This is a genomic window from Brevundimonas sp. KH_025 (assembly GCF_057839885.1).
This window is the reverse complement of record NZ_CM174501.1, coordinates 2,150,778-2,168,548: the sequence shown is the minus strand read 5'-3', so window position 1 is coordinate 2,168,548 and position 17,771 is coordinate 2,150,778. Positions and strand designations below refer to the sequence as shown.

The 17,771-nt window shown below is 67.7% G+C and carries 23 protein-coding genes and 1 other RNA gene; 13 read left to right on the top strand and 11 right to left on the bottom strand.

The genetic code is table 11. The features are described 5' to 3' along the window. Positions 1-4: 4 nt before the first annotated feature. Positions 5-1,954 carry a transketolase gene (gene tkt, locus AC3IS2_RS10710; protein ID WP_489200145.1) on the bottom strand — a complete coding sequence of 650 codons (1,950 nt, stop codon included), beginning with the start codon at positions 1,952-1,954 and terminating at the stop codon, positions 5-7. Between the two features lie 143 nt (positions 1,955-2,097). Between tkt and AC3IS2_RS10705 the strand changes: the two genes are divergently transcribed. The 7 genes from AC3IS2_RS10705 (at position 2,098) to AC3IS2_RS10675 (ending at position 5,418) form a co-directional block, all read left to right on the top strand. Further along, the gene (locus AC3IS2_RS10705; RefSeq protein ID WP_489197740.1) at positions 2,098-2,355 is read left to right on the top strand and encodes a hypothetical protein; all 258 of its coding nucleotides are present in this window, start codon (positions 2,098-2,100) and stop codon (positions 2,353-2,355) included. Beyond that, entirely contained in the window at positions 2,355-2,693 is a 339-nt protein-coding gene (locus AC3IS2_RS10700) for a cell division protein ZapA (RefSeq protein WP_489197739.1), read from the top strand. The genes AC3IS2_RS10705 and AC3IS2_RS10700 overlap by 1 nt, the downstream gene beginning before the upstream one ends. 62 nt (positions 2,694-2,755) lie before the next feature. After that, positions 2,756-2,916: non-coding RNA, 6S RNA (ssrS, locus tag AC3IS2_RS10695), on the top strand. A gap of 269 nt (positions 2,917-3,185) precedes the next feature. Continuing rightward, on the top strand, positions 3,186-3,731 hold the full coding sequence (locus AC3IS2_RS10690) for a 5-formyltetrahydrofolate cyclo-ligase (RefSeq protein ID WP_489197738.1): 546 nt from the start codon (positions 3,186-3,188) through the stop codon (positions 3,729-3,731). Continuing rightward, entirely contained in the window at positions 3,728-4,552 is an 825-nt protein-coding gene (locus tag AC3IS2_RS10685) for a TIGR00282 family metallophosphoesterase (RefSeq protein WP_489197737.1), read from the top strand. Before AC3IS2_RS10690 ends, AC3IS2_RS10685 begins: the two co-directional genes overlap by 4 nt. Before the next feature lie 105 nt (positions 4,553-4,657). After that, the gene (locus tag AC3IS2_RS10680; RefSeq protein WP_489197735.1) at positions 4,658-5,107 is read left to right on the top strand and encodes a MotA/TolQ/ExbB proton channel family protein; all 450 of its coding nucleotides are present in this window, start codon (positions 4,658-4,660) and stop codon (positions 5,105-5,107) included. Continuing rightward, on the top strand, positions 5,107-5,418 hold the full coding sequence (locus AC3IS2_RS10675; RefSeq protein ID WP_489197733.1) for a BlaI/MecI/CopY family transcriptional regulator: 312 nt from the start codon (positions 5,107-5,109) through the stop codon (positions 5,416-5,418). The genes AC3IS2_RS10680 and AC3IS2_RS10675 overlap by 1 nt, the downstream gene beginning before the upstream one ends. Before the next feature lie 10 nt (positions 5,419-5,428). Here AC3IS2_RS10675 and AC3IS2_RS10670 read toward each other — a convergent pair whose 3' ends face one another. Genes AC3IS2_RS10670 through AC3IS2_RS10660 form a run of 3 tightly spaced genes read right to left on the bottom strand, consistent with a single transcriptional unit; the run spans position 5,429 to position 8,824 of the window. Further along, positions 5,429-5,770: an indole-3-glycerol-phosphate synthase gene (locus tag AC3IS2_RS10670; RefSeq protein WP_489197731.1), complete on the bottom strand. Its 342-nt coding sequence runs from the start codon at positions 5,768-5,770 to the stop codon at positions 5,429-5,431. Beyond that, entirely contained in the window at positions 5,770-7,980 is a 2,211-nt protein-coding gene (gene purL / locus AC3IS2_RS10665) for a phosphoribosylformylglycinamidine synthase subunit PurL (RefSeq protein WP_489197729.1), read from the bottom strand. The genes AC3IS2_RS10670 and purL overlap by 1 nt, the downstream gene beginning before the upstream one ends. Before the next feature lie 46 nt (positions 7,981-8,026). Beyond that, positions 8,027-8,824 (bottom strand): hypothetical protein, encoded by a 798-nt coding sequence (locus AC3IS2_RS10660; RefSeq protein WP_489197727.1) that lies wholly within the window; start codon positions 8,822-8,824, stop codon positions 8,027-8,029. A gap of 117 nt (positions 8,825-8,941) precedes the next feature. Between AC3IS2_RS10660 and AC3IS2_RS10655 the strand changes: the two genes are divergently transcribed. Together AC3IS2_RS10655 and AC3IS2_RS10650 are read left to right on the top strand one after the other, a co-directional pair. Next, positions 8,942-9,223, top strand: coding sequence for a hypothetical protein (locus AC3IS2_RS10655; RefSeq protein ID WP_489197725.1), 282 nt, complete (start codon positions 8,942-8,944; stop codon positions 9,221-9,223). A 46-nt stretch (positions 9,224-9,269) separates the two neighbouring features. Then, positions 9,270-10,355 carry an aspartyl/asparaginyl beta-hydroxylase domain-containing protein gene (locus tag AC3IS2_RS10650; protein WP_489197724.1) on the top strand — a complete coding sequence of 362 codons (1,086 nt, stop codon included), beginning with the start codon at positions 9,270-9,272 and terminating at the stop codon, positions 10,353-10,355. Here AC3IS2_RS10650 and AC3IS2_RS10645 read toward each other — a convergent pair. The 4 genes from AC3IS2_RS10645 to AC3IS2_RS10630 form a co-directional block, all read right to left on the bottom strand. After that, positions 10,352-11,164 carry a hypothetical protein gene (locus tag AC3IS2_RS10645; protein WP_489197723.1) on the bottom strand — a complete coding sequence of 271 codons (813 nt, stop codon included), beginning with the start codon at positions 11,162-11,164 and terminating at the stop codon, positions 10,352-10,354. The two genes, AC3IS2_RS10650 and AC3IS2_RS10645, sit on opposite strands and share 4 nt — an antisense overlap. Positions 11,165-11,220: 56 nt before the next feature. Beyond that, a complete protein-coding gene (purQ, locus tag AC3IS2_RS10640) occupies positions 11,221-11,883 on the bottom strand; it encodes a phosphoribosylformylglycinamidine synthase subunit PurQ (protein WP_489197722.1) in 663 nt (220 codons plus the stop codon). Positions 11,884-12,129: 246 nt separating this feature from the next. Further along, complete coding sequence (locus AC3IS2_RS10635) at positions 12,130-12,558, bottom strand: hypothetical protein (RefSeq protein ID WP_489197721.1); 429 nt, start codon at positions 12,556-12,558, stop codon at positions 12,130-12,132. Continuing rightward, a complete protein-coding gene (locus AC3IS2_RS10630) occupies positions 12,555-13,022 on the bottom strand; it encodes a YbhB/YbcL family Raf kinase inhibitor-like protein (RefSeq protein ID WP_489197720.1) in 468 nt (155 codons plus the stop codon). Before AC3IS2_RS10630 ends, AC3IS2_RS10635 begins: the two co-directional genes overlap by 4 nt. A gap of 115 nt (positions 13,023-13,137) precedes the next feature. Here AC3IS2_RS10630 and AC3IS2_RS10625 point away from each other — a divergent pair, with 115 nt between their 5' ends. Further along, a complete protein-coding gene (locus AC3IS2_RS10625) occupies positions 13,138-14,307 on the top strand; it encodes a class I SAM-dependent methyltransferase (RefSeq protein WP_489197718.1) in 1,170 nt (389 codons plus the stop codon). A 4-nt stretch (positions 14,308-14,311) separates the two neighbouring features. Here AC3IS2_RS10625 and AC3IS2_RS10620 read toward each other — a convergent pair whose 3' ends face one another. Genes AC3IS2_RS10620 through purC form a run of 3 tightly spaced genes read right to left on the bottom strand, consistent with a single transcriptional unit; the run spans position 14,312 to position 15,799 of the window. Beyond that, positions 14,312-14,800 (bottom strand): GNAT family N-acetyltransferase, encoded by a 489-nt coding sequence (locus tag AC3IS2_RS10620; protein WP_489197717.1) that lies wholly within the window; start codon positions 14,798-14,800, stop codon positions 14,312-14,314. A 1-nt stretch (position 14,801) separates the two neighbouring features. After that, the gene (gene purS, locus AC3IS2_RS10615; protein ID WP_105563084.1) at positions 14,802-15,041 is read right to left on the bottom strand and encodes a phosphoribosylformylglycinamidine synthase subunit PurS; all 240 of its coding nucleotides are present in this window, start codon (positions 15,039-15,041) and stop codon (positions 14,802-14,804) included. Next, positions 15,041-15,799, bottom strand: coding sequence for a phosphoribosylaminoimidazolesuccinocarboxamide synthase (gene purC, locus AC3IS2_RS10610; RefSeq protein ID WP_489197715.1), 759 nt, complete (start codon positions 15,797-15,799; stop codon positions 15,041-15,043). Before purC ends, purS begins: the two co-directional genes overlap by 1 nt. Before the next feature lie 269 nt (positions 15,800-16,068). Here purC and AC3IS2_RS10605 point away from each other — a divergent pair, with 269 nt between their 5' ends. From AC3IS2_RS10605 to AC3IS2_RS10595, 3 genes are all read left to right on the top strand, one after another. After that, on the top strand, positions 16,069-16,392 hold the full coding sequence (locus AC3IS2_RS10605; RefSeq protein WP_489197714.1) for a DUF1476 domain-containing protein: 324 nt from the start codon (positions 16,069-16,071) through the stop codon (positions 16,390-16,392). A 21-nt stretch (positions 16,393-16,413) separates the two neighbouring features. Next, positions 16,414-17,205 carry a sterol desaturase family protein gene (locus AC3IS2_RS10600; protein ID WP_489197712.1) on the top strand — a complete coding sequence of 264 codons (792 nt, stop codon included), beginning with the start codon at positions 16,414-16,416 and terminating at the stop codon, positions 17,203-17,205. 81 nt (positions 17,206-17,286) lie between these two features. Continuing rightward, positions 17,287-17,769 carry a hypothetical protein gene (locus AC3IS2_RS10595; RefSeq protein WP_489197710.1) on the top strand — a complete coding sequence of 161 codons (483 nt, stop codon included), beginning with the start codon at positions 17,287-17,289 and terminating at the stop codon, positions 17,767-17,769. Positions 17,770-17,771 lie beyond the last annotated feature (2 nt).

The following is a 17,771-nucleotide window of genomic DNA, read 5'->3' as shown; positions in this document are numbered from 1 at the left end:
AGGCTTACAGCCGGGCCTTGGCGGCTTCGACCACGGCCTCGGCGGTGATGCCGAACTCGCGGTAGAGGACTTCGGCCGGGGCCGAGGCGCCGAAGGACGACATGCCGACGAAGCCGCCGTCTTCGCCGATGAAGCGTTCCCAGCCCTGCTTGATCGCGGCTTCCACGGCGACGCGGACGGTGCCGCGGCCGATGACGGCGTCCTGATAGGCCTTGGGCTGCTGCTCGAACAGTTCGAAGCAGGGGACAGAGACGACGCGGGTCGGCGTGCCTTCGGCTTCCAGCGTTTCGGCGGCCTTCAGCGCCAGAGCAACCTCGGTGCCGGTGCCGAACAGGGTGACTTTCGCCTCGCCGTTGGCGGCCTTCAGCTCATAGGCGCCCTTGCGCGACAGGTTTTCGCCCGCGTCGGTCAGGCGCACCGCCGGGGTCTTCTGACGCGACAGGCACATGCCCGACGGCGTCTTCTTATGCTGCAGGGCGACCTGCCAGCACTCCAGCGCCTCCACAGTGTCGGCGGGACGGAAGACCATCAGGTTGGGGATGGCGCGAAGCGCCGCCAGATGCTCGACCGGCTGGTGGGTCGGGCCGTCTTCGCCCAGACCGATGGAGTCATGGGTCAGGACATGAACCACGCGCACGCCCATCAGGGCGGCCAGGCGGATGGCCGGGCGGCTGTAGTCCGAGAAGACCATGAAGGTGCCGGCGTAGGGGATGACGCCGCCGTGCAGGGCCATGCCGTTCATGGCCGAGCCCATGCCGTGTTCACGGACGCCCCAGTTGACGTAACGACCGGCGTAGTAGGGCGCGTCGAGGATCTGGGTGTCCTTGACGAAGGTGTTGTTCGAACCGGTCAGGTCGGCCGAGCCGCCGATCAGTTCAGGGATGGCGTTGAACACCGTCTCGAGCGCCTCGCCCGAGGACTGGCGCGTGGCCAGGGCGGGCTGGGTCGAGACCAGTTCCTTCAGCTTGGCGTCCAGGGCCTCGAAGGCGCCGGTCGGCAGGTCGCCGGCCATGGCGCGGGTGAAGTCGTCGCGCTGGGCGTGGTTCAGCAGACGGGCTTCCCAGCCCTTGCGGGTCTTGGCGCCCTGCTTGCCGACCTTGGCCCAGGCCTTCTGGATGCCTTCCGGCAGTTCGAAGGGGGCGAAGGGCCAGTGCAGGGCTTGGCGGGTGGCGGCGATCTCGGTCGCGCCCAGGGCGGCGCCGTGGGTCTTGTGGCTGCCTTCCATGGTGGCGGCGCCCTTGCCGATCTTGGTCTTGCAGGCGATCAGCGTCGGCTTGTTCTGCTTGGTCGCCCAGGCCAGGGCCTTCTGGATCTGCTTGAAGTCGTGGCCGTCGATGGCCTTGACCGCCCAGCCCGAGGCCTTGAAGCGGGCCAACTGGTCGGTGTTGTCCGACAGCGACACCTTGCCGTCGATGGTGATTTCGTTGTCGTCCCACATGACGCACAGCTTGTTCAGCTTCAGACGGCCGGCCAGGGCGATGGCTTCCTGCGACACGCCTTCCATCAGGCAGCCGTCGCCGGCGATGACCCAGGTGCGGTGGTCCACCAGGTCCGAACCGAAGCGGGCGGCCAAATGACGCTCAGCCAGGGCGAAGCCGACCGAGTTGGCGATGCCCTGACCCAGGGGGCCGGTGGTGGTCTCGATGCCGGTCATGTGACCGTATTCCGGGTGGCCGGCGGTCTTGGCGCCCCACTGGCGGAAGTTTTCCAGCTGTTCCCTGGTCGCGTCCTTGTAGCCGGTCAGGTGCAGCAGGCTGTAGATCAGCATCGAGCCGTGGCCCGCCGACAGGATGAAGCGGTCGCGGTCGGCCCAGTCGGGGCGGCTCGCGTCGAACTTCAGGAATTTTGAGTAGAGGACGGTGGCGACGTCGGCCATGCCCATCGGCATGCCGGGGTGGCCGCTCTTGGCCTTTTCGACCCCGTCCATGGCGAGGACGCGGATGGCGTCGGCCATCTGCTTGGGCGAAGGCTTGGCGAATGCGGCTTGGGCGTCGGTCACGGCGAGACCTTTCCTCAGGAACAGGATAAAGCGGGGGCGCGCCGCTTTACCCCGACGCGCGCACGGGTTCTATACGGAATCTGGACGAAAGGACCCCAATGGACGCCGTTACGGCCGCAAAAACACGCATCGACAAGGCCCTGGCCCTGCTGGAACGCAAGGTGCTGGAGCTGAAGGCGCGTCCGGCCACCGCCCCCGCCATCACCGACGACGACCTGTTCGCGCCGCGCCCGTCGAACGCCGCCGACCTGGTGCGCATCGCCGAGCTTGAGGCCGCGGGCCGCGACGCGGCCGAGGCCCTGGGCCGCGCCGCCGAGGCCGTGCGCGACGTTCTGGCCGAGCAGGAGGCGCGCTGATGGCGACCGTCACGGTAGAGGTCAACGGCCGTCCCTACGCCGTCGGTTGCGCCGATGGCCAGGAAGAGCGCGTCCGCATCCTGGCCCGCCAGTTCGACACCCACGTGCGCCAGATCGCCGGCGACGTCGGCCATGTCGGCGACCTGCGCCTGTTCCTGATGGCCTCGCTGATGCTGGCCGACGAACTGCACGAGGCGCGCCTGCGGCTTGAGAACGGGCAGGGACCTGCCGTGCAGGACGGCCCGCAGAAGGCCCCGCCGCCTCCGCCCGGCGACGGCGTGGCCGAGGCCCTGAACGCGGTCGCGGCGCGGATCGAGAAGATCTGCCAGACGATTTGAGGTCTTCGGCGTCGTCCGCCATTGTTGAAACCCGCCGGACCGCCTATCTTGTCCAACGGCGGGTCCTGCTGTGGCTCACGTCGAAGACAACATATCCTTCTGACCTTAATTCACTCAAAGGGATCTGTCCCTGACCGGGCTCGAGGGCTTGGTCATACGGAGCCCACCTGGCTACCCAGGTCGAGAGGATTTAAACCGTCTTCACGGCTCTCGCGGCGCCGCCACCCCATCCTTTTTGCGCTATCGCTCGCCGCGCGAGGCTCGCTGCTTGAGCGCGGGCGATCCTCCCCTGCGAAGCGGGGGAGGGGGACCATGCGCAGCATGGTGGAGGGGGCGAGGCCAAGCTCTGTCCGAAACAGAAGTTGCAGAATGCGCGCCCGGCCGAGGTTTGCGTCCGCAGCCGCCCCCTCCACCGCCTGTCGGCGGTCCCCCTCCCCCGTGAACGGGGGAGGATTGATGGGCGTTCTCGCGCAACTCGGTTAGAGAAGGCCCATGACCACCAAACACGAACTCCGCTCCTCGATGCGCGCCCTGCGCAAGCGGTTGGCCGAGGTCGACAATGAGGCGGCCGAGCGCGCGGCGGGTCACGCCGAGGCCCTGCCGCCCGGCGCGACGGTCGCCCTCTATCGCGCCATGGGGTCGGAGCTGGACACGGACGCCTTGGCGATCGCCCTACATCAGGCGGGCCGCCGCCTCTGCCTGCCGGTGGTCATCGAGCGCGACGCGGCCATGATCTTTCGCGCCTGGGCGCCGGGCGAGCCGCTGGAGCTGGACGCGGCGGGCTGCCCCGCGCCCCTGCCGCTGGCCGAAACCGTCACGCCCGATCTGATCCTGACGCCGCTGCTGGCCTTCGACGCCCACGGCGGGCGGCTGGGGCAGGGCGGGGGCTATTACGACCGGACCTTCGCGACCCTGCCGGACGCGCTGCGTGTCGGCTTCGCCTATGCCGGGCAGCAGGTCGAACGCCTGAAGCTGGAGGCTCATGACATGCGTCTGCATGGCGTTCTGACCGAGAAGGGCTATAGAGCCGTCCTATGAGACTGGCATTTTTCGGTGACGTGGTCGGCAAGTCCGGTCGCGATGGACTTTCGGATCATCTTCCGGGGCTGAGGCGCGACCTCAAGCTCGACTTCGTGGTGGTCAACGCGGAGAACGCCGCGGGCGGTTTCGGCATCACCGAGAACACGGCGCGCGAGATTTTCGCCGCCGGCGCCGACGTCCTGACCCTGGGCAATCACAGCTGGGACCAGCGCGAGGCCCTGACCTATATCGTGCGCGAACCGCGCCTGATCCGCCCGGCCAACTATCCGCGCCTGATGGACGCGCCGGGGCGAGGCGCCGACGTCTTCGTCACCGCCGACGGCCGCCGGGTGCTGGTCATCAACGTCCTGGGCCGGGTGCACATGGACCCGATGGACGATCCCTTCAGCGCCGTTGAGCGCGAGTTGGAGGCCGCGCCCCTGGGCGTGGTCGCTGACGCGGTCATCGTCGACATGCACGCCGAGGCGACCAGCGAGAAGATGGGCATGGGCCACTTCTGCGACGGCCGCGCCAGCCTGGTCGTCGGCACCCACACCCACGTCCCGACCGCCGACGCGCAGATCCTGCCCCACGGCACGGCCTATCAGACCGACGCCGGCGGCTGCTGCGACTATGACTCGGTCATCGGCAACGACAAGGAAGAGCCGCTGCGGCGCTTCACCACGCGGCTTTCCGGCGGACGCTACGTCCCCGCCAGCGGCCCGGCCACCATCTGCGGCGTCTTCGTCGAGACCGATGACCGCACGGGTCTGGCCAAGCGGGTTGAAGCCATCCGCGTCGGCGGGCGGTTGAGCCAGGCGATTCCGCAGGTCGATTAATCGTCAGTCTCGGGAGGCCGATCGACCGGCCTTTCGACAAAGCGATTGACAAGGCAGATTACACTTGTAGCCTTCAATGATTACAAACGTAATCAGGAGGGTTCCATGCTTCGTGTCCTGCGTATTGTTCCGCTTCCTCTCGTGCTCCTTGCGAGCCCGGCCTACGCCGCCGAACGGTTCGGCATGGGGCAGGTCTTTCTCTACTCCAACAACTTCATGAAAATCATCATGGCGCTGCTGGCGGCGGCCACACTCGCCGCCGTCGTGGTTGCGGCGGTCAAGCTGGCCTCGGGCCCGCGACTGACCGGCGGCTCGGCCTTCCTGTCGGCCTTGCGGCTGGGCGGGCCGCTGATCAGCTTGCTGGGCGCCGCCTACATCGCTCTGACCGGCTTCATGGCTGTGGCCCAGGTGGGGCAAACCAGTCTGGCGATTTGGGCGCCGGCCATCGCCGAGGCGTTGCTGCTGCTGATGCTCGGCCTCCTGTCGGGCGTGGTGGCGGTGATCGCCCACTGGGCTGTCGAGGCGCGCATCGACCGCGCCGTGCTGCGGGTCTGATGAGCCGAATTCCAATCACCGAGGCCGAGAGCGAGGTGCTGGCCGCCCTGTGGCGGCGCGGGCCCCTCTCGGCCAAGGCCTTGCTGGCCGAGGTCAAGGCGGCCCAGGCCTGGGGCGACGCCACCATCAAGACCCTGTTGGGGCGGTTGATGCGCAAGGGGGCGGTGCTGTCCGAACGCGACGACGGGCGGCAGCAATATCGCGCGCTCGTCAGCCGTCAGGCCTATGTCGAGGGGGAGGTCCAGGCGCTGGCGGACCGTCTGTTCGGGGGCGACCGTCAGGCCCTGCTGGACACCTTGCGCCCCGATTGACCCTTTGGTCCTACTGAGCGGCCTGTCGGGCCTCCAGCGCCCGCAGGCGACCTTCCTCGGCCTTCAGGTCGCCGGTCAGTTGGCTCTTGAGGGCCGGGTCGGTGGTGGCGGCGAGCAGGGCGCGGGTGTCCTTGACCGCTTGACGGCGGGCGGCGATCAGGCGGGCGAGTTCGTCGTCCGCAGCAGCAGCAGACGGCCTGGCGGCTGCTTGTTCTTCTTCGGTGGTCTTCAGCGCCGCCGCTTGCCGCGCGGCGGCGGCGTCGCGCAGGGCGTGCTGGACCGGGTCGCCGCCCTCGATGTCGCAGGCGGCGAGCAGGGCCGCGCTGCCAACAACGAAGGCGAGGGTTCGCATCAGCCTTCGATCCAGTTCGGCATCCAGCTTTCGTGGATCTCGCGCAGGTGGGCGACGGGGATGCGGTACAGCTCGCCCTTCGGCCCCGAGGAGGCGAAGTCCGCGCCCTTGGCCGTGCCGACGATCGAGGCGTGCAGACCGGCTTCCTTGGCTTGCGCCAGCAGGGGGGCGGCGTCGGCCACGGCGACCAGATAGCGGGCCTGGTCCTCGCCGAACAGGAAGGCGTGGGCGTGAGCCTCGCTGGAGGCGTTCAGTTCGATGCCGACGTCCGAGGCCAGGGCCAGATCGGCGGCGGCGCCGACCAGACCGCCGTCGCTGAGGTCGTGGACCACGGTCAGGTCGCCCGTCTCGATCAGACCGCGCACGAAGTCGCCGGTCTTGCGTTCCAGCTTCAGGTCGACCGGCGGCGGGGCGCCTTCTTCGCGGCCCAGAACCTCGCGCAGATAGATGGACGAACCCAGTTCGCCGTGCGTCTCGCCGATCAGCACCAGGACATCGCCTTCGGCCACGCCGCTGAAGCTGGTGACGACGTCATAATTGGTCAACAGGCCGACCGCGCCGACCGTCGGGGTCGGCGGAATGGCGACGCCGTTGGTCTCGTTATAGAGGCTGACGTTGCCCGACACGACGGGGAAGTCCAGCTCACGGCAGGCCTCGGCCATGCCGTCGGTGGCGCGCACGATCTGGCCCATGATCTCGGGGCGCTGCGGGTTGCCGAAGTTGAGGTTGTCGGTGATGGCGATGGGACGCGAGCCCACGGCGGTCAGGTTGCGCCAGGCCTCGGCCACGGCCTGCTTGCCGCCTTCATAGGGGTCGGCCTGGACATAGCGCGGGGTGCAGTCGCTGGTGACGGCCAGGCCCTTGTCCGTGCCGTGAACGCGGACCACGCCGGCGTCGGCGCCGGTGGACGAGTCCTGCAGGGTGTCGGCCATGACGTGACGGTCGTACTGTTCCCAGATCCAGCGCTTGGACGCCATGTCGGGGCAGGCGATGACCTTGATCACCGCGTCGTTCCAGCTTTCCGGGGCCGGAACTTCGGCCGGGGCGAGGCGCGGCTGCAGTTCGGGCTGGACCCAGGGGCGGTCGTACAGGGGGGCGTCGTCGAACAGCGGGGCCAGCGGCACGTCGCAGACCACCTCGCCGTGATGCTTCAGCACCAGATGGCCGGTGTTCGTCGTCTTGCCGATGATGGCGAAGTCCAGGCCCCACTTCGTGAAGATGCGATAGCCGACTTCCTCGAAGCCCGGCTTCAGGACCGCCAGCATCCGCTCCTGGCTTTCCGACAGCATCATCTCATAGGCGGTCATGCCTTCTTCGCGCTGGGGCACCTTGTTGAGATCCAACTCGACGCCGACGCCGCCCTTGCCGGCCATTTCGACCGACGAAGAGGTCAGACCCGCGGCGCCCATGTCCTGAATGGCGGCGACGGCGCCCGAGGCCATCAACTCCAGCGTGGCCTCGATCAGCAGCTTCTCGGCGAAGGGATCGCCGACCTGGACGGTGGGGCGCTTCGCTTCCGACTCGTCGTCGAACTCGGTCGAGGACATGGTGGCGCCGTGGATGCCGTCGCGGCCCGTCTTGGAGCCGAAGTAAACCACGTCATGGCCCGCTTGCGGCGCGGCCGAGTAGTAGATCTCATCGGCCCGTGCGATGCCCACGCACATGGCGTTGACCAGGATGTTGCCGTTGTAGCCCTTGTGGAAATTGGTCTCGCCGGCGACCGTCGGCACGCCGACGCAGTTGCCATAGCCGCCGATGCCCGAAACCACGCCCTTGACCAGATGCCTGGACTTCTCGTGGCTGGGATCGCCGAAGCGCAGGGCGTTCAGCAGGGCCACCGGGCGGGCGCCCATGGTGAAGACGTCGCGCATGATGCCGCCCACGCCCGTCGCCGCGCCCTGATAGGGCTCGATGTAGGAGGGGTGGTTATGGCTCTCCATCTTGAAGATGCAGGCGTCGCCGTCGTCGATGTCGATGACCCCGGCGTTCTCGCCCGGGCCGCAGATGACGCGCGGTCCCGTGACCGGGAACTTCATCAGCTGCTTCTTGGAGGATTTGTAGGAGCAGTGCTCGGACCACATCACCGAGAAGACGCCCAGCTCGACGTGGTTGGGCTCTCGTCCCAACCGGTCCAGCAGGACCTGATACTCGTTCGGAGCCAGACCGTATTCAGCGGCCAATTCTGCGGTGGTCTTTTGCGGAGCGCTCATGGGCGGGGCTTCTAGCCGGGTCTGAGCCTCCTGTCAGCCCGTCCGTTCAGCGCGGGCGCTCGATCCCGCGTTTCAGGCCGAAGACGAGGATGACGGCGGCCACGACCAGCAGGAAGGCGGCGCCCAGGGCGATGAAGCCAAGCACCGGATTTCGCGCCTGTTCCGCTACAAAAGCGCCGACCAGACCCCAGGCGATGGGCAGGGAATAGGCCAGGGTGCGCAGATAGAGGGTGACCTCGATCCCGACCAGAACCACGACCACGATGGCGGCGATGGCCCACGCCGTTGGCGACAGGAAGCCGGGCAGGGCGTCGAACGCCGTCGCCGTGGTGATCAGGTTCAGCGGCGCGGCGACGGTCAGCCACCCGGCCAGCGCCGCCAGCGGCCAGATCAGGAACCAGCGGTCGCGCTCCATGATCCCGGTCGTGCGGATGGTCTTGGCGTTGGCCAGCAGCGGAACCAGCAGGGCCAGCAGCGAGGCGAAGATGATGACGACGCTGGCCGCCTTCAGGTTCAGGGCGGCGGCGATGATCCACACGCCGATGCCGAACATGGCCACCGCAGAGGGCCAGCCCATGCGGTTGATCAGCACGCTCTCGCCCGTCTGCGGCAGGGCCTGTCGTGCGGCATAGGCCAGCAGCCCCAGATAGATCAGGCCCCATATGGAGAAGGCGTAGCCCGCCACCTGCAGCGTCTGGTCGCCGTCCGCTGCGAACGCGGCCTGGGACAGGCCGAAGCCGAGCAGGTGCTGCACAATCGGAACCACGACGGCGAAGACGGCGGCGGCCAGGACGGCCAGACGGCGGGTCTGCTGGGCGGGCGTGGGGCGTTCGATGGCGGACATGGCGACGATTCCGGTGAAGCTTCACCTTCACTACGCGCCAGCGACCGGAATGGTTCATCGGAACCGCCGGGGCCGCGCCCCGCTTAGGTCAGGAAGGATCGCTCACAGGAGACCGTCATGGCCGACCCCGACAACCTGCCGGAAGACCCGGCCCTCGACACCGAGGAGGTGGAAACCAACCGGGCCCTGGAACAGGGGCTCGGGGTCGGCGCCCGCGAACTGGCCGCCATCGGCGAATCCGGCGCGAAAGGCACGCTGGAGCGCCCGCTCGACGAAGAAGGCGAGCCGGTCGAGGAAGAGGTCGAGGTCGGCGACGCGGGGCGCAGCGCCAATGTCCTGGACCGCAAGGACAAGGCGCGGCCGGAGGACGAGCAGTTGGACAAGGAGTCCGACGCCTGACCCATGGGCGCTTGACCCGGTTCGCGAGGCATCGTTCCATCGCTCGATGAGCGATGTTCGACTGTCAGATCCCCAGGCTCTTTTGGCGCGGGCGCGCGCTGCGCGGGAGCAGTCGAATTTCGCGGCGCTTGCCGTCGAGGCTGACGCCCTGCTGCTTTTGACCCCTCGTGAGCCGCGCGCCCTGGTGCTGAAGGGGGACGCCCTGGCGGGACAGGGGGATTATCGTGCGGCCATGACCTTCTACGGCGCGGCCCTGGCCCAGGGCCGCGCCGTCGCCGCGCCGTCGCCCGACCTGCGCGCCGAACTGGAGCGCGCGGCCCGCGCCCAGGCCGAGGGCGCGCGGCGGTTCGAACAGGGGCTGCGCGACGGGCTTGAAGCGCGGGGATTCGAACCGGCCTCGTCCAGCGCGCGCTTCGCCGCTTCGCTGGACCTGATGACGGGCCGGCGACGGCTCTATCATCAGCAGCCCAAGTTCTATCTGCTCCCGGGCCTGCCGCAGATCGAGTTCCAGCCGCGCGAGACGGTCGCCTGGCTGGCCGGGGTCGAGGCGGCGGCGCCCGCGATCCGGGGCGAACTGGATGCGATCCTGGCCGAGCCGGCCCTGTTCGCCCCCTATGTCGAGGATCGCGCCAACCGGCCGAAGCACGATCAGGCCGGGATGCTGGACAACGCCGCCTGGAGCGCGGTCTTTCTGTGGAAGGACGGGGCCGAGGTTCCCGAGATCGCCGCCCGCTGTCCTGAGACCATGCGGGCCCTGGCCGAGGCCCCTCTGTGCCGGATTCCCGGCCGCTCGCCGTCCATCCTGTTCTCCAAGCTTCAGGCCGGGGCCAAGATCCCGCCGCATCACGGCCTGATCAATCCGCGCCTGATCTGCCACCTGCCGCTGATCGCGCCGCCCGGCTCGCATTTCCGCGTCGGCGGCGAGGTGCGTGAATGGCGGGAGGGTCAGGCCTGGGCCTTCGACGACACCATCGAGCACGAGGCGTGGAACGACAGCGGCCGCGACCGCACCATCCTGATCTTCGACGTGTGGAAGCCCGAGATCACGACCGAGGAACAGGACCTGATCCGCGCCCTGTTCGCCACGATCGACGCCGCTGGCGGGGCCGGGGCGCCGAAACTGGGCGTTTAGCCGGGGGCCATGAGGAAGTTGACGGTGAACACGATCATCCGACGGTCGATCAGGGGCGTGTCGCGGTCGGTCGAACGCACCCGCGCCCGAGCAAGGGAATCGCGCACGGAGCGGCCCAGATTATAGCCGCCGGGGTGCTCGCTCTCGACAACGCAGTCCTCGAGCCGTCCTGTCGCCCGCGTCACGCAGGTCAGGGTCACGAAGCCCTTGGTCGGGCTGCGGCCCTTGACCGATTCGGGGAAGGTCGGTTGCGGCGTCCGATCCCAATCGATGCCGGCGGGCAGGCCGCTTTCCGCCTCGTCGCCCGCATCCAGATCGCGCGGATCGACCAGGGCGCGGCCGCAGGCGGTCAGGGTCTGTTCGATCGCCGAACTCGAGGGCACCAACTCCATCACATAGCGGGTGCCGGGCTGGCCCCTCTGGCCGGCGACGCCGATCTCCAGCTTGCCGCCCTTGGCCAGTTCGCGGGCCAGTCTGGCGGGCACGCGGCTGAAGGCGGCGCCACGGTCGGAACCCACGGTCCAGGCGCTGGCGTAGGGGGCGTCGCCTCCGACCCCGATCCGCAGGGTGCGTGATTCGCCTCTCACTTCGGGCAGGCCGTGGATGGTGACTTCGAACACGCCGTCCATGCAGCGGCTGGACAGGGTGACGCCGTTGTCGAACTCGGCCAGGGCGACGACCGCCTTGCGCTCCGGCACATGGGCCAGAACCCAGTCCTGGCCTGCGGGCGCCGCATCCTGCGCCTGGGCGGCGAAGCCTGGCGACGTGATCAGAACCGCCGCGGCGGCTGACAAGAGACGAGACAGCATGACGAACCCCCGACGAATGCGTCGGTGAAGCTAGCCTAGACCAGGCCGTCAGCCAATCAGGCGGCGGCGTAGATGCTTTGGAACAGGGTGGCGCCGTCGGCGGAGCCCAGTTCGGCTTCGAAGGCGCGGTCGGGGTGGGGCATCATGCCCAGCACGTTGCCGCGCGCGTTCTGGATGCCGGCGATGTCGGCGACCGAGCCGTTGGGGTTGTCGACGTAGCGGAAGACCACCTGGCCCTCGCCCTCGATGCGGGCCAGGGTTTCAGCGTCGGCGAAGAAGTTTCCGTCGCCGTTGCCCTGGGTCATGACGACTTCGCGCTGGCCCTGATAGCCCGAGGTGAAGCGGGTCTGGCCGTTGGCGACCGTCAGGCTGATGGGCTTGCAGACGTATTTCAGACCGGCGTTGCGCAGTAGGGCGCCCGGCAGCATGCCGGCCTCGCACAGGACCTGGAAGCCGTTGCAGATGCCCAGGACGGCCACGCCGTCGTCGGCGGCCTTCTTGACGGCCTGCATGATCGGGGCCTGGGCCGCCATCGCGCCGCAGCGCAGATAGTCGCCGTAGGAGAAGCCGCCCGGCAGGACGATCAGGTCCAGTCCCGTGGGCAGTTCGGTCTCGGCGTGCCAGATCATTTGGACCTGTTCGCCAGTGGAACGTTCGATGGCGACCTTGCAGTCGCGATCACAGTTGGAACCCGGGAAGACAATGACGGCTGCGCTCATGGGCGGGCCTCCTAGCATCATTTGATGGGGATGTCAGGCGTGGCCGTGCATCGTCTTTCGCCCCGTCATCCAGGCGACGATCCAGACCGCGAATCCGCCCAGCGACAGGCCGACGCCGAGGCGTCGGTGGGGGATATGAACTATCGCGATGCAGCAAACTTACGCTGCGTCGCAAAATAGGGGCTGAGCCTTTTGCTTCAACCTTGGCGGGGCGATCAGCCCATCACACTTTGTGTGCGGCCAGGGTCAGGCGCTGACCAGTTCGGCGCGAACCTTGGGGTGCGACACCGACAGGCCCAGGGTCTGCGCGGCGTATAGCTCCAGCAGCAAGCGATCCTGATCGTCGGGCAGAGGCAGCCACCGCGCCTTGATCGGCTTGCGGCGGCCGGGGCGGGGAGAAGGCTCGCTGACGCTGATCCGAGAAGCACCGCCGCCGACCGGCTTCTGCACCCTGGCGGCCAGCGACAGGCGCAGCGACGGCGCCAGCATCCGCTCTTCCAGATGCGGCGGGCTGCCGACATGGATCGGTTCGTCTTCCTGATAGAAGACATAGACCGCCCCAGACGCGGGCAGGCGCGCCTGGGTCAGGGGTTCCAGCGGTCGGGCCATCAGGCGGCGGAACAGGTCGGGGACCGCCGCCAGCCTTTGATCGTGATTACGCGTCGCCGTCGTCACCCGCCGCGGTTCTCGTAGGTCGCCGTGATCGAGGCCTTGGCCAGAGTATGGAAATGCAGGTTGAAGCCGAAGACGGCGCCGGAGTTGTCAGGCGTCACGTTCAGCCGCTCCACGTCCACGGCGAAGACGGTGAAGATGTAGCGGTGGGGCCCGTGTCCCGGCGGCGGGGCGGCGCCGCCGTAGCCCGGCTCGCCAAAGTCGGTGCGGCCCTCGACCGCGCCACGGGGCAGGTCGGCGCCGGCGGCCAGTGCGGTCACGTCAGCGGGGATATTGGCCACGGTCCAGTGCCAGAAGCCCGAGCCCGTCGGCGCGTCCGGGTCGAAACAGGTGATGGCGAAGCTCCGGGTCCCCTCGGGCGCGCCCGACCAGGACAGCTGCGGCGCGATATTGCCCCGCGCCATCACCTGGGCGTCGGGCAGGAGGTCGCCGTCGCGAAAATCGGCGGAGGTGAGGGTGAAGGTCATCGACGGCGCTCCCTTGATCTGGTTCGCGGACGGAACGGTCGGGCTTCGACACCGTTGCGCAGCGACAGGCTGTTCCTAGCCAAGCTTGGTCGACGTTCAAAGCGCGGAGAGCCGGATGCTGCAATCCCTTCTCGACCGGACCTTCCTGACGCGCGCGGTGCGAGTGCGCCTGCCGGACGGGCGCGAGCTGACGGCGGGGCCGGGCGCGCCGGAGCTGACGGTGGCGATCGCGGACACGAAGACGGCCCTGGCCATCGCCGCCAACCCCGACCTAGCGCTGGGCGAAGCCTTCATGGACGGGAGTTTCCGGGTCGAGGACGGCGACATCTACGCCTTCCTGCAGCTGACGACCTCGCAACTGGCGATCCGTCCGCGCGGGAGGAAGCTGGACCTGCTGCAACGCATCCGGCGCGGCGCCGAACAGGCCAATGATCGGCTGCATGCGCGCAGCAACGTCCACCACCACTATGACCTGACGGTCGACTTCTATCGGCTGTTTCTGGACGAGGACCTGCAATACTCCTGCGCCTTCTTCGAGACGCCGGACGCAAGCCTGGATCAGGCCCAGGTGGCCAAGAAGCGGCGGCTGATCGACAAGCTGGTGCTGTCGCCGGGCCAGAGCGCGCTGGACATCGGCTGCGGCTGGGGCGGGCTGGGTCTATCGATGGCCGAGCGCGGCGCGCGCGTCATCGGCGTCACCCTGTCGACCGAACAGCACCGCACCGCCAATGAGCGGGCCGCGGAAGCCGGCCTGTCGGAGCGAGCCGAGTTCCGGCTTCAGGACTATCGCGACCTGAACCAGACCTTCGACCGGATCATCTCGGTCGGGATGTTCGAGCATGTCGGCGCGCCCAATTATCAGGAGTATTTCGACGCCATCGCCCGGTTGCTGGACGACGACGGAGTGGCGGTCATCCATTCCATCGGCCGCAAGACCCCGCCCAGCCGCACCCAGCCGTTTATCCGCAAATACATCTTCCCCGGCGGCTATATCCCGGCCCTGTCCGAGGTCCTGCCCGCCATCGAACGGTCGGGCCTGTGGGTCACGGACATGGAGGTGGTGCGGCTGCACTATGCCGAGACGCTGAGGAACTGGCGGGAACGGTTTCTCTCTCGCCGTGACGAGGCCCTGACCCTGTATGACGAGCGGTTCTGCCGGATGTGGGAGTTCTATCTCGCCGCCAGCGAGGTCGCCTTCCGCGAGCTGGGCCATATGGTCTTCCAGCTGCAGCTGACGAAGCGCCAGACGGCGGCGCCGCTGAGCCGGGACTATCTGTGCGGGTGACGGCTCAACCGAAGGCCGGGTGGTAGCGCACGTCGCCGGATCCCTCGATGGGACCGAAGGCCAGGGCCATGAAGTATTCGGGCGGCGGGCCGGGATAGGTCAGGCGCGGGTCCTGAACGAAGCCGAAGCGGTTGTAGTAGGCGGGTTCGCCCATGACGACGCAGCCGCGCGCGCCGCGTCCGCGCAGGTCGGCAAGGCCCGCTTCGATCAGTCGGCGGCCTATGCCCTGGCTCTGGCGATCCGGCGCGACGGAAACCGGGCCGAGACCGAACCAGTCGCCCTGGCCGGGCCATTCGACAGGAGAAAAGGCCGCGTGGCCGACCACCTGGCCCTCGCTCTCGGCCACCAGCGACAGGGTCAGGGCGGCGGCGTCGCGCAGGGCGTCGATAATGCGCGGCTCGGAGCCGTCGCTGTGCGGATGGCCGTCAAAGGCCGCCGCCGTCAGAGTCCGGATTGCGGCCCGATCCGTTTCCGTCTCGGGCCGCAGGATCATGTCAGGCGACTTCGATCCGGTAGCTTTCGATGACCGTATTGGCCAGCAGGGTGTCGCACATGCGCTTCACCTCGGCTTCCTTGTCGGACACGCTGTCGTCGAGGTCGAACTCGATCATCTTGCCGACGCGGGCGTTGGCGACGCCGGCCCAGCCCAGACCCTGCAGGGCGCCTTCGACGGCCTTGCCCTGAACGTCCAGAACGCCGGGCTTCAGGAAGACGTGAACTTTCACCTTGGCCATTAGTGCAGTCCTCCTTGGATCACGGTCGGCATGTCCTTCATGATGCCGAGGCGGCGGGCCACCTCGGTGTAGCTTTCGATCACGTCGCCCATGTCGCGACGGAAGCGGTCCTTGTCCAGCTTCTCGCCGGTGGCCGAATCCCACAGACGGCAGCTATCGGGGCTGATCTCGTCGGCCAGGATGACGCGGGCGAAGTCGTTTTCCCACACCCGGCCGAACTCGATCTTGAAGTCCACCAGGGTGATGCCGACGGCGCCGAACATGCCGCACAGGTAGTCGTTGACGCGGACGGTCATGGCCAGGATGTCGTCCAACTCCTGGGTCGTGGCCCAGTTGAACGCCGTGATGTGCTCTTCCGTCACCATCGGGTCGTTCAGCTCATCCTTCTTGTAGTAGAATTCGATGATCGAACGGGGCAGGGCGGTGCCCTCTTCCTGGCCCAGGCGGGTGGCCAGGCTGCCGGCGACGACGTTGCGGCAGACGACTTCCAGCGGAATGATCTCGACTTCGCGGATCAGCTGCTCGCGCAGGTTCAGGCGCTTGATGAAGTGGTTGGTCACGCCGATGCCGTTCAGGCGCGACATGATGAACTCGCTGATGCGGTTGTTGATCACGCCCTTGCCTTCCAGCACGGCCTTCTTCTGGGCGTTGAAGGCGGTCGCGTCATCCTTGAAATACTGGATCAGCGTGCCCGGCTCAGGACCCTCGTACAGGATCTTGGCCTTGCCCTCGTAGAGCTTCTTGCGCTTGGTGTTCATCATCGGGTCCCGGGAGGGAAGGAAACGGACGGCCTCAAAACGAAAAGCGCGCGGCCCCGGCCCAATGCGGAGGGGGCGGCGCGATCCTTGAATCGACAGCGGCTATATAAGACCGGACGCCCTTTAACCGAAGGGCGTCTGTGACACAAATATCGTCCCATGACGCAGCGTCAGGACCGCGACCGCAAGTCCGGTTGCGTTCGGACGGAAGGGGGCTATAGACGGGCCATGCGGACCGCGCTTTCGTCCGCCACTGGAGTGACGACCGCATGACGACCTTCGACGATCGGGAAAAGGGCTACGAGACCAAGTTCGCCCTCGATCAGGAACAAGAGTTTAAGGCCATCGCGCGTCGCAACAAGATGCTGGGCCTGTGGGCGGCCGAGAAGATGGGCCTGTCGGCAGACAGCGCCGAGCAATACGCCGCCGCCGTGGTCCGCGCCGACTTCGAGCAGCCGGGCGAGGAAGACGTCTTCCGCAAGATCGCCGGCGACTTCAAGGGTTCGGGCCTGACCGTGTCCGAGGGCGAACTGCGCTCCAAGATGGACGAACTGGGCTCCATCGCCCGCGAACAGATCCGCGCCGGCGAATAATCATCCGAGCGGGAAGCGTCCGTGGCCGAGCTTCTCGTTCAATCCTCGCACTGGCAGCTTCTGCTCACCGCCCTGGCGTTTGTCGCCCTGGCGGGCGTCGAGACCCTGTTTCCGCTGAGCGCCGACCGACGCCCCCGCGCGCGGCGCTGGTTCGCCAACGCCGCCCTGTTCCTGATCGGCTTCGGCGTCGTCGTCCTGGCCTCGCCGCTGATGCTTCAGGGGGCGGCCTGGGTGCGAGGCGTGCTGCATTTCCCGCCGTTGACCGGCCTGGGTCTGCCTGCCTGGCTGCTGGTCGTCGTGTCCTTCCTGCTGATCGACCTGCTGGCCTATCTGACCCATGCCCTGTTCCACGGCGCGCCCTGGCTGTGGCGGCTGCACCGGGCGCATCATTCCGACGTTGTCGTGGACGCCTCGACCGGGGTGCGCCACCATCCGATTGAAAGCCTGGTCGGCGCCGCCATTCAATTGATGATCTTTTCGGTCCTCGGCGTGCCCCTGCTGGTGGTCCTGGCCTATGGGCTGATCACCACCCTGTGGCAGTTCGTGACCCATGCCGATGTCCGCCTGCCCGAGCCGATCGACCGGGCGCTGAGGCTGGTGGTCGTGACCCCCGGGATGCACCGGGTGCATCACTCGGTGCGGATGGACGAGGGCAACAGCAATTTCGGCATGGTCCTGTCCGTCTGGGACCGGCTGTTCGGTACCTATCGCCGTCGTCCGGCGGCGGAGCGGGCCGGCATGGCTCTGGGCGTCGAGGGTGATGTCGGAGGGGCGAGCCTGCCCGCGCTTCTGGCCGATCCGCTGCGGCCCTGAGGGTGCTGGCTCCCGAATTGAATAACGCTGGTCGCCTAGGCCGAGATCGGCTACCTCTGCGGTAAATCGAAGGGGAATTTCATGATTATCAGACACGCCGCCGCAGGCTTGGCCGCGGGCGCTGTTCTTCTTTTCGCTACCGCCAGTCAGGCTGGCTTTTCGTATTCGACGACGCTCACGGTGTCGCCGAATCCGGCGAGCGTCGGGCAAACTGTTACGCTGGGGGCCACTGTCAACTCAATGAGCGTTGGCTGCACGGGGGCTGTCGATTTCAAGGACACGGTGGCGAATACGACCATCTGCTCGTCAAGCTTGACGGTATTGAATCCCAGCACATCGACGGCAAGTTGCACGACCACCCGGCCTGCTGGAAGCTACAGCATTCGGGCGGACACTAGCGGGATGTGCCCGTCGTCAAGTGCGACAACGACCCTGGTCGTCAACGCCGCCCCCACCGCCGTGCCGACGGTCGGTGAGTGGACGATGTGGGGGCTGGCCGGCCTTCTGCTGATCGGCGGCGGCGCGGTCGCGTCTCGCCGATTCAACATCGCGCGCGGGATCTGAGG

What these genes read in the sequence shown, in the direction of transcription:
- tkt (WP_489200145.1), bottom strand. Translation starts at nt 1,954, where the DNA reads ATGGCCGACGCCATCCGCGTCCTCGCCATGGACGGGGTCGAAAAGGCC.
- AC3IS2_RS10705 (WP_489197740.1), top strand. Translation starts at nt 2,098, where the DNA reads ATGGACGCCGTTACGGCCGCAAAAACACGCATCGACAAGGCCCTGGCC.
- AC3IS2_RS10700 (WP_489197739.1), top strand. Translation starts at nt 2,355, where the DNA reads ATGGCGACCGTCACGGTAGAGGTCAACGGCCGTCCCTACGCCGTCGGT.
- AC3IS2_RS10690 (WP_489197738.1), top strand. Translation starts at nt 3,186, where the DNA reads ATGACCACCAAACACGAACTCCGCTCCTCGATGCGCGCCCTGCGCAAG.
- AC3IS2_RS10685 (WP_489197737.1), top strand. Translation starts at nt 3,728, where the DNA reads ATGAGACTGGCATTTTTCGGTGACGTGGTCGGCAAGTCCGGTCGCGAT.
- AC3IS2_RS10680 (WP_489197735.1), top strand. Translation starts at nt 4,658, where the DNA reads ATGCTTCGTGTCCTGCGTATTGTTCCGCTTCCTCTCGTGCTCCTTGCG.
- AC3IS2_RS10675 (WP_489197733.1), top strand. Translation starts at nt 5,107, where the DNA reads ATGAGCCGAATTCCAATCACCGAGGCCGAGAGCGAGGTGCTGGCCGCC.
- AC3IS2_RS10670 (WP_489197731.1), bottom strand. Translation starts at nt 5,770, where the DNA reads ATGCGAACCCTCGCCTTCGTTGTTGGCAGCGCGGCCCTGCTCGCCGCC.
- purL (WP_489197729.1), bottom strand. Translation starts at nt 7,980, where the DNA reads ATGAGCGCTCCGCAAAAGACCACCGCAGAATTGGCCGCTGAATACGGT.
- AC3IS2_RS10660 (WP_489197727.1), bottom strand. Translation starts at nt 8,824, where the DNA reads ATGTCCGCCATCGAACGCCCCACGCCCGCCCAGCAGACCCGCCGTCTG.
- AC3IS2_RS10655 (WP_489197725.1), top strand. Translation starts at nt 8,942, where the DNA reads ATGGCCGACCCCGACAACCTGCCGGAAGACCCGGCCCTCGACACCGAG.
- AC3IS2_RS10650 (WP_489197724.1), top strand. Translation starts at nt 9,270, where the DNA reads ATGAGCGATGTTCGACTGTCAGATCCCCAGGCTCTTTTGGCGCGGGCG.
- AC3IS2_RS10645 (WP_489197723.1), bottom strand. Translation starts at nt 11,164, where the DNA reads ATGCTGTCTCGTCTCTTGTCAGCCGCCGCGGCGGTTCTGATCACGTCG.
- purQ (WP_489197722.1), bottom strand. Translation starts at nt 11,883, where the DNA reads ATGAGCGCAGCCGTCATTGTCTTCCCGGGTTCCAACTGTGATCGCGAC.
- AC3IS2_RS10630 (WP_489197720.1), bottom strand. Translation starts at nt 13,022, where the DNA reads ATGACCTTCACCCTCACCTCCGCCGATTTTCGCGACGGCGACCTCCTG.
- AC3IS2_RS10625 (WP_489197718.1), top strand. Translation starts at nt 13,138, where the DNA reads ATGCTGCAATCCCTTCTCGACCGGACCTTCCTGACGCGCGCGGTGCGA.
- AC3IS2_RS10620 (WP_489197717.1), bottom strand. Translation starts at nt 14,800, where the DNA reads ATGATCCTGCGGCCCGAGACGGAAACGGATCGGGCCGCAATCCGGACT.
- purS (WP_105563084.1), bottom strand. Translation starts at nt 15,041, where the DNA reads ATGGCCAAGGTGAAAGTTCACGTCTTCCTGAAGCCCGGCGTTCTGGAC.
- purC (WP_489197715.1), bottom strand. Translation starts at nt 15,799, where the DNA reads ATGAACACCAAGCGCAAGAAGCTCTACGAGGGCAAGGCCAAGATCCTG.
- AC3IS2_RS10605 (WP_489197714.1), top strand. Translation starts at nt 16,069, where the DNA reads ATGACGACCTTCGACGATCGGGAAAAGGGCTACGAGACCAAGTTCGCC.
- AC3IS2_RS10595 (WP_489197710.1), top strand. Translation starts at nt 17,287, where the DNA reads ATGATTATCAGACACGCCGCCGCAGGCTTGGCCGCGGGCGCTGTTCTT.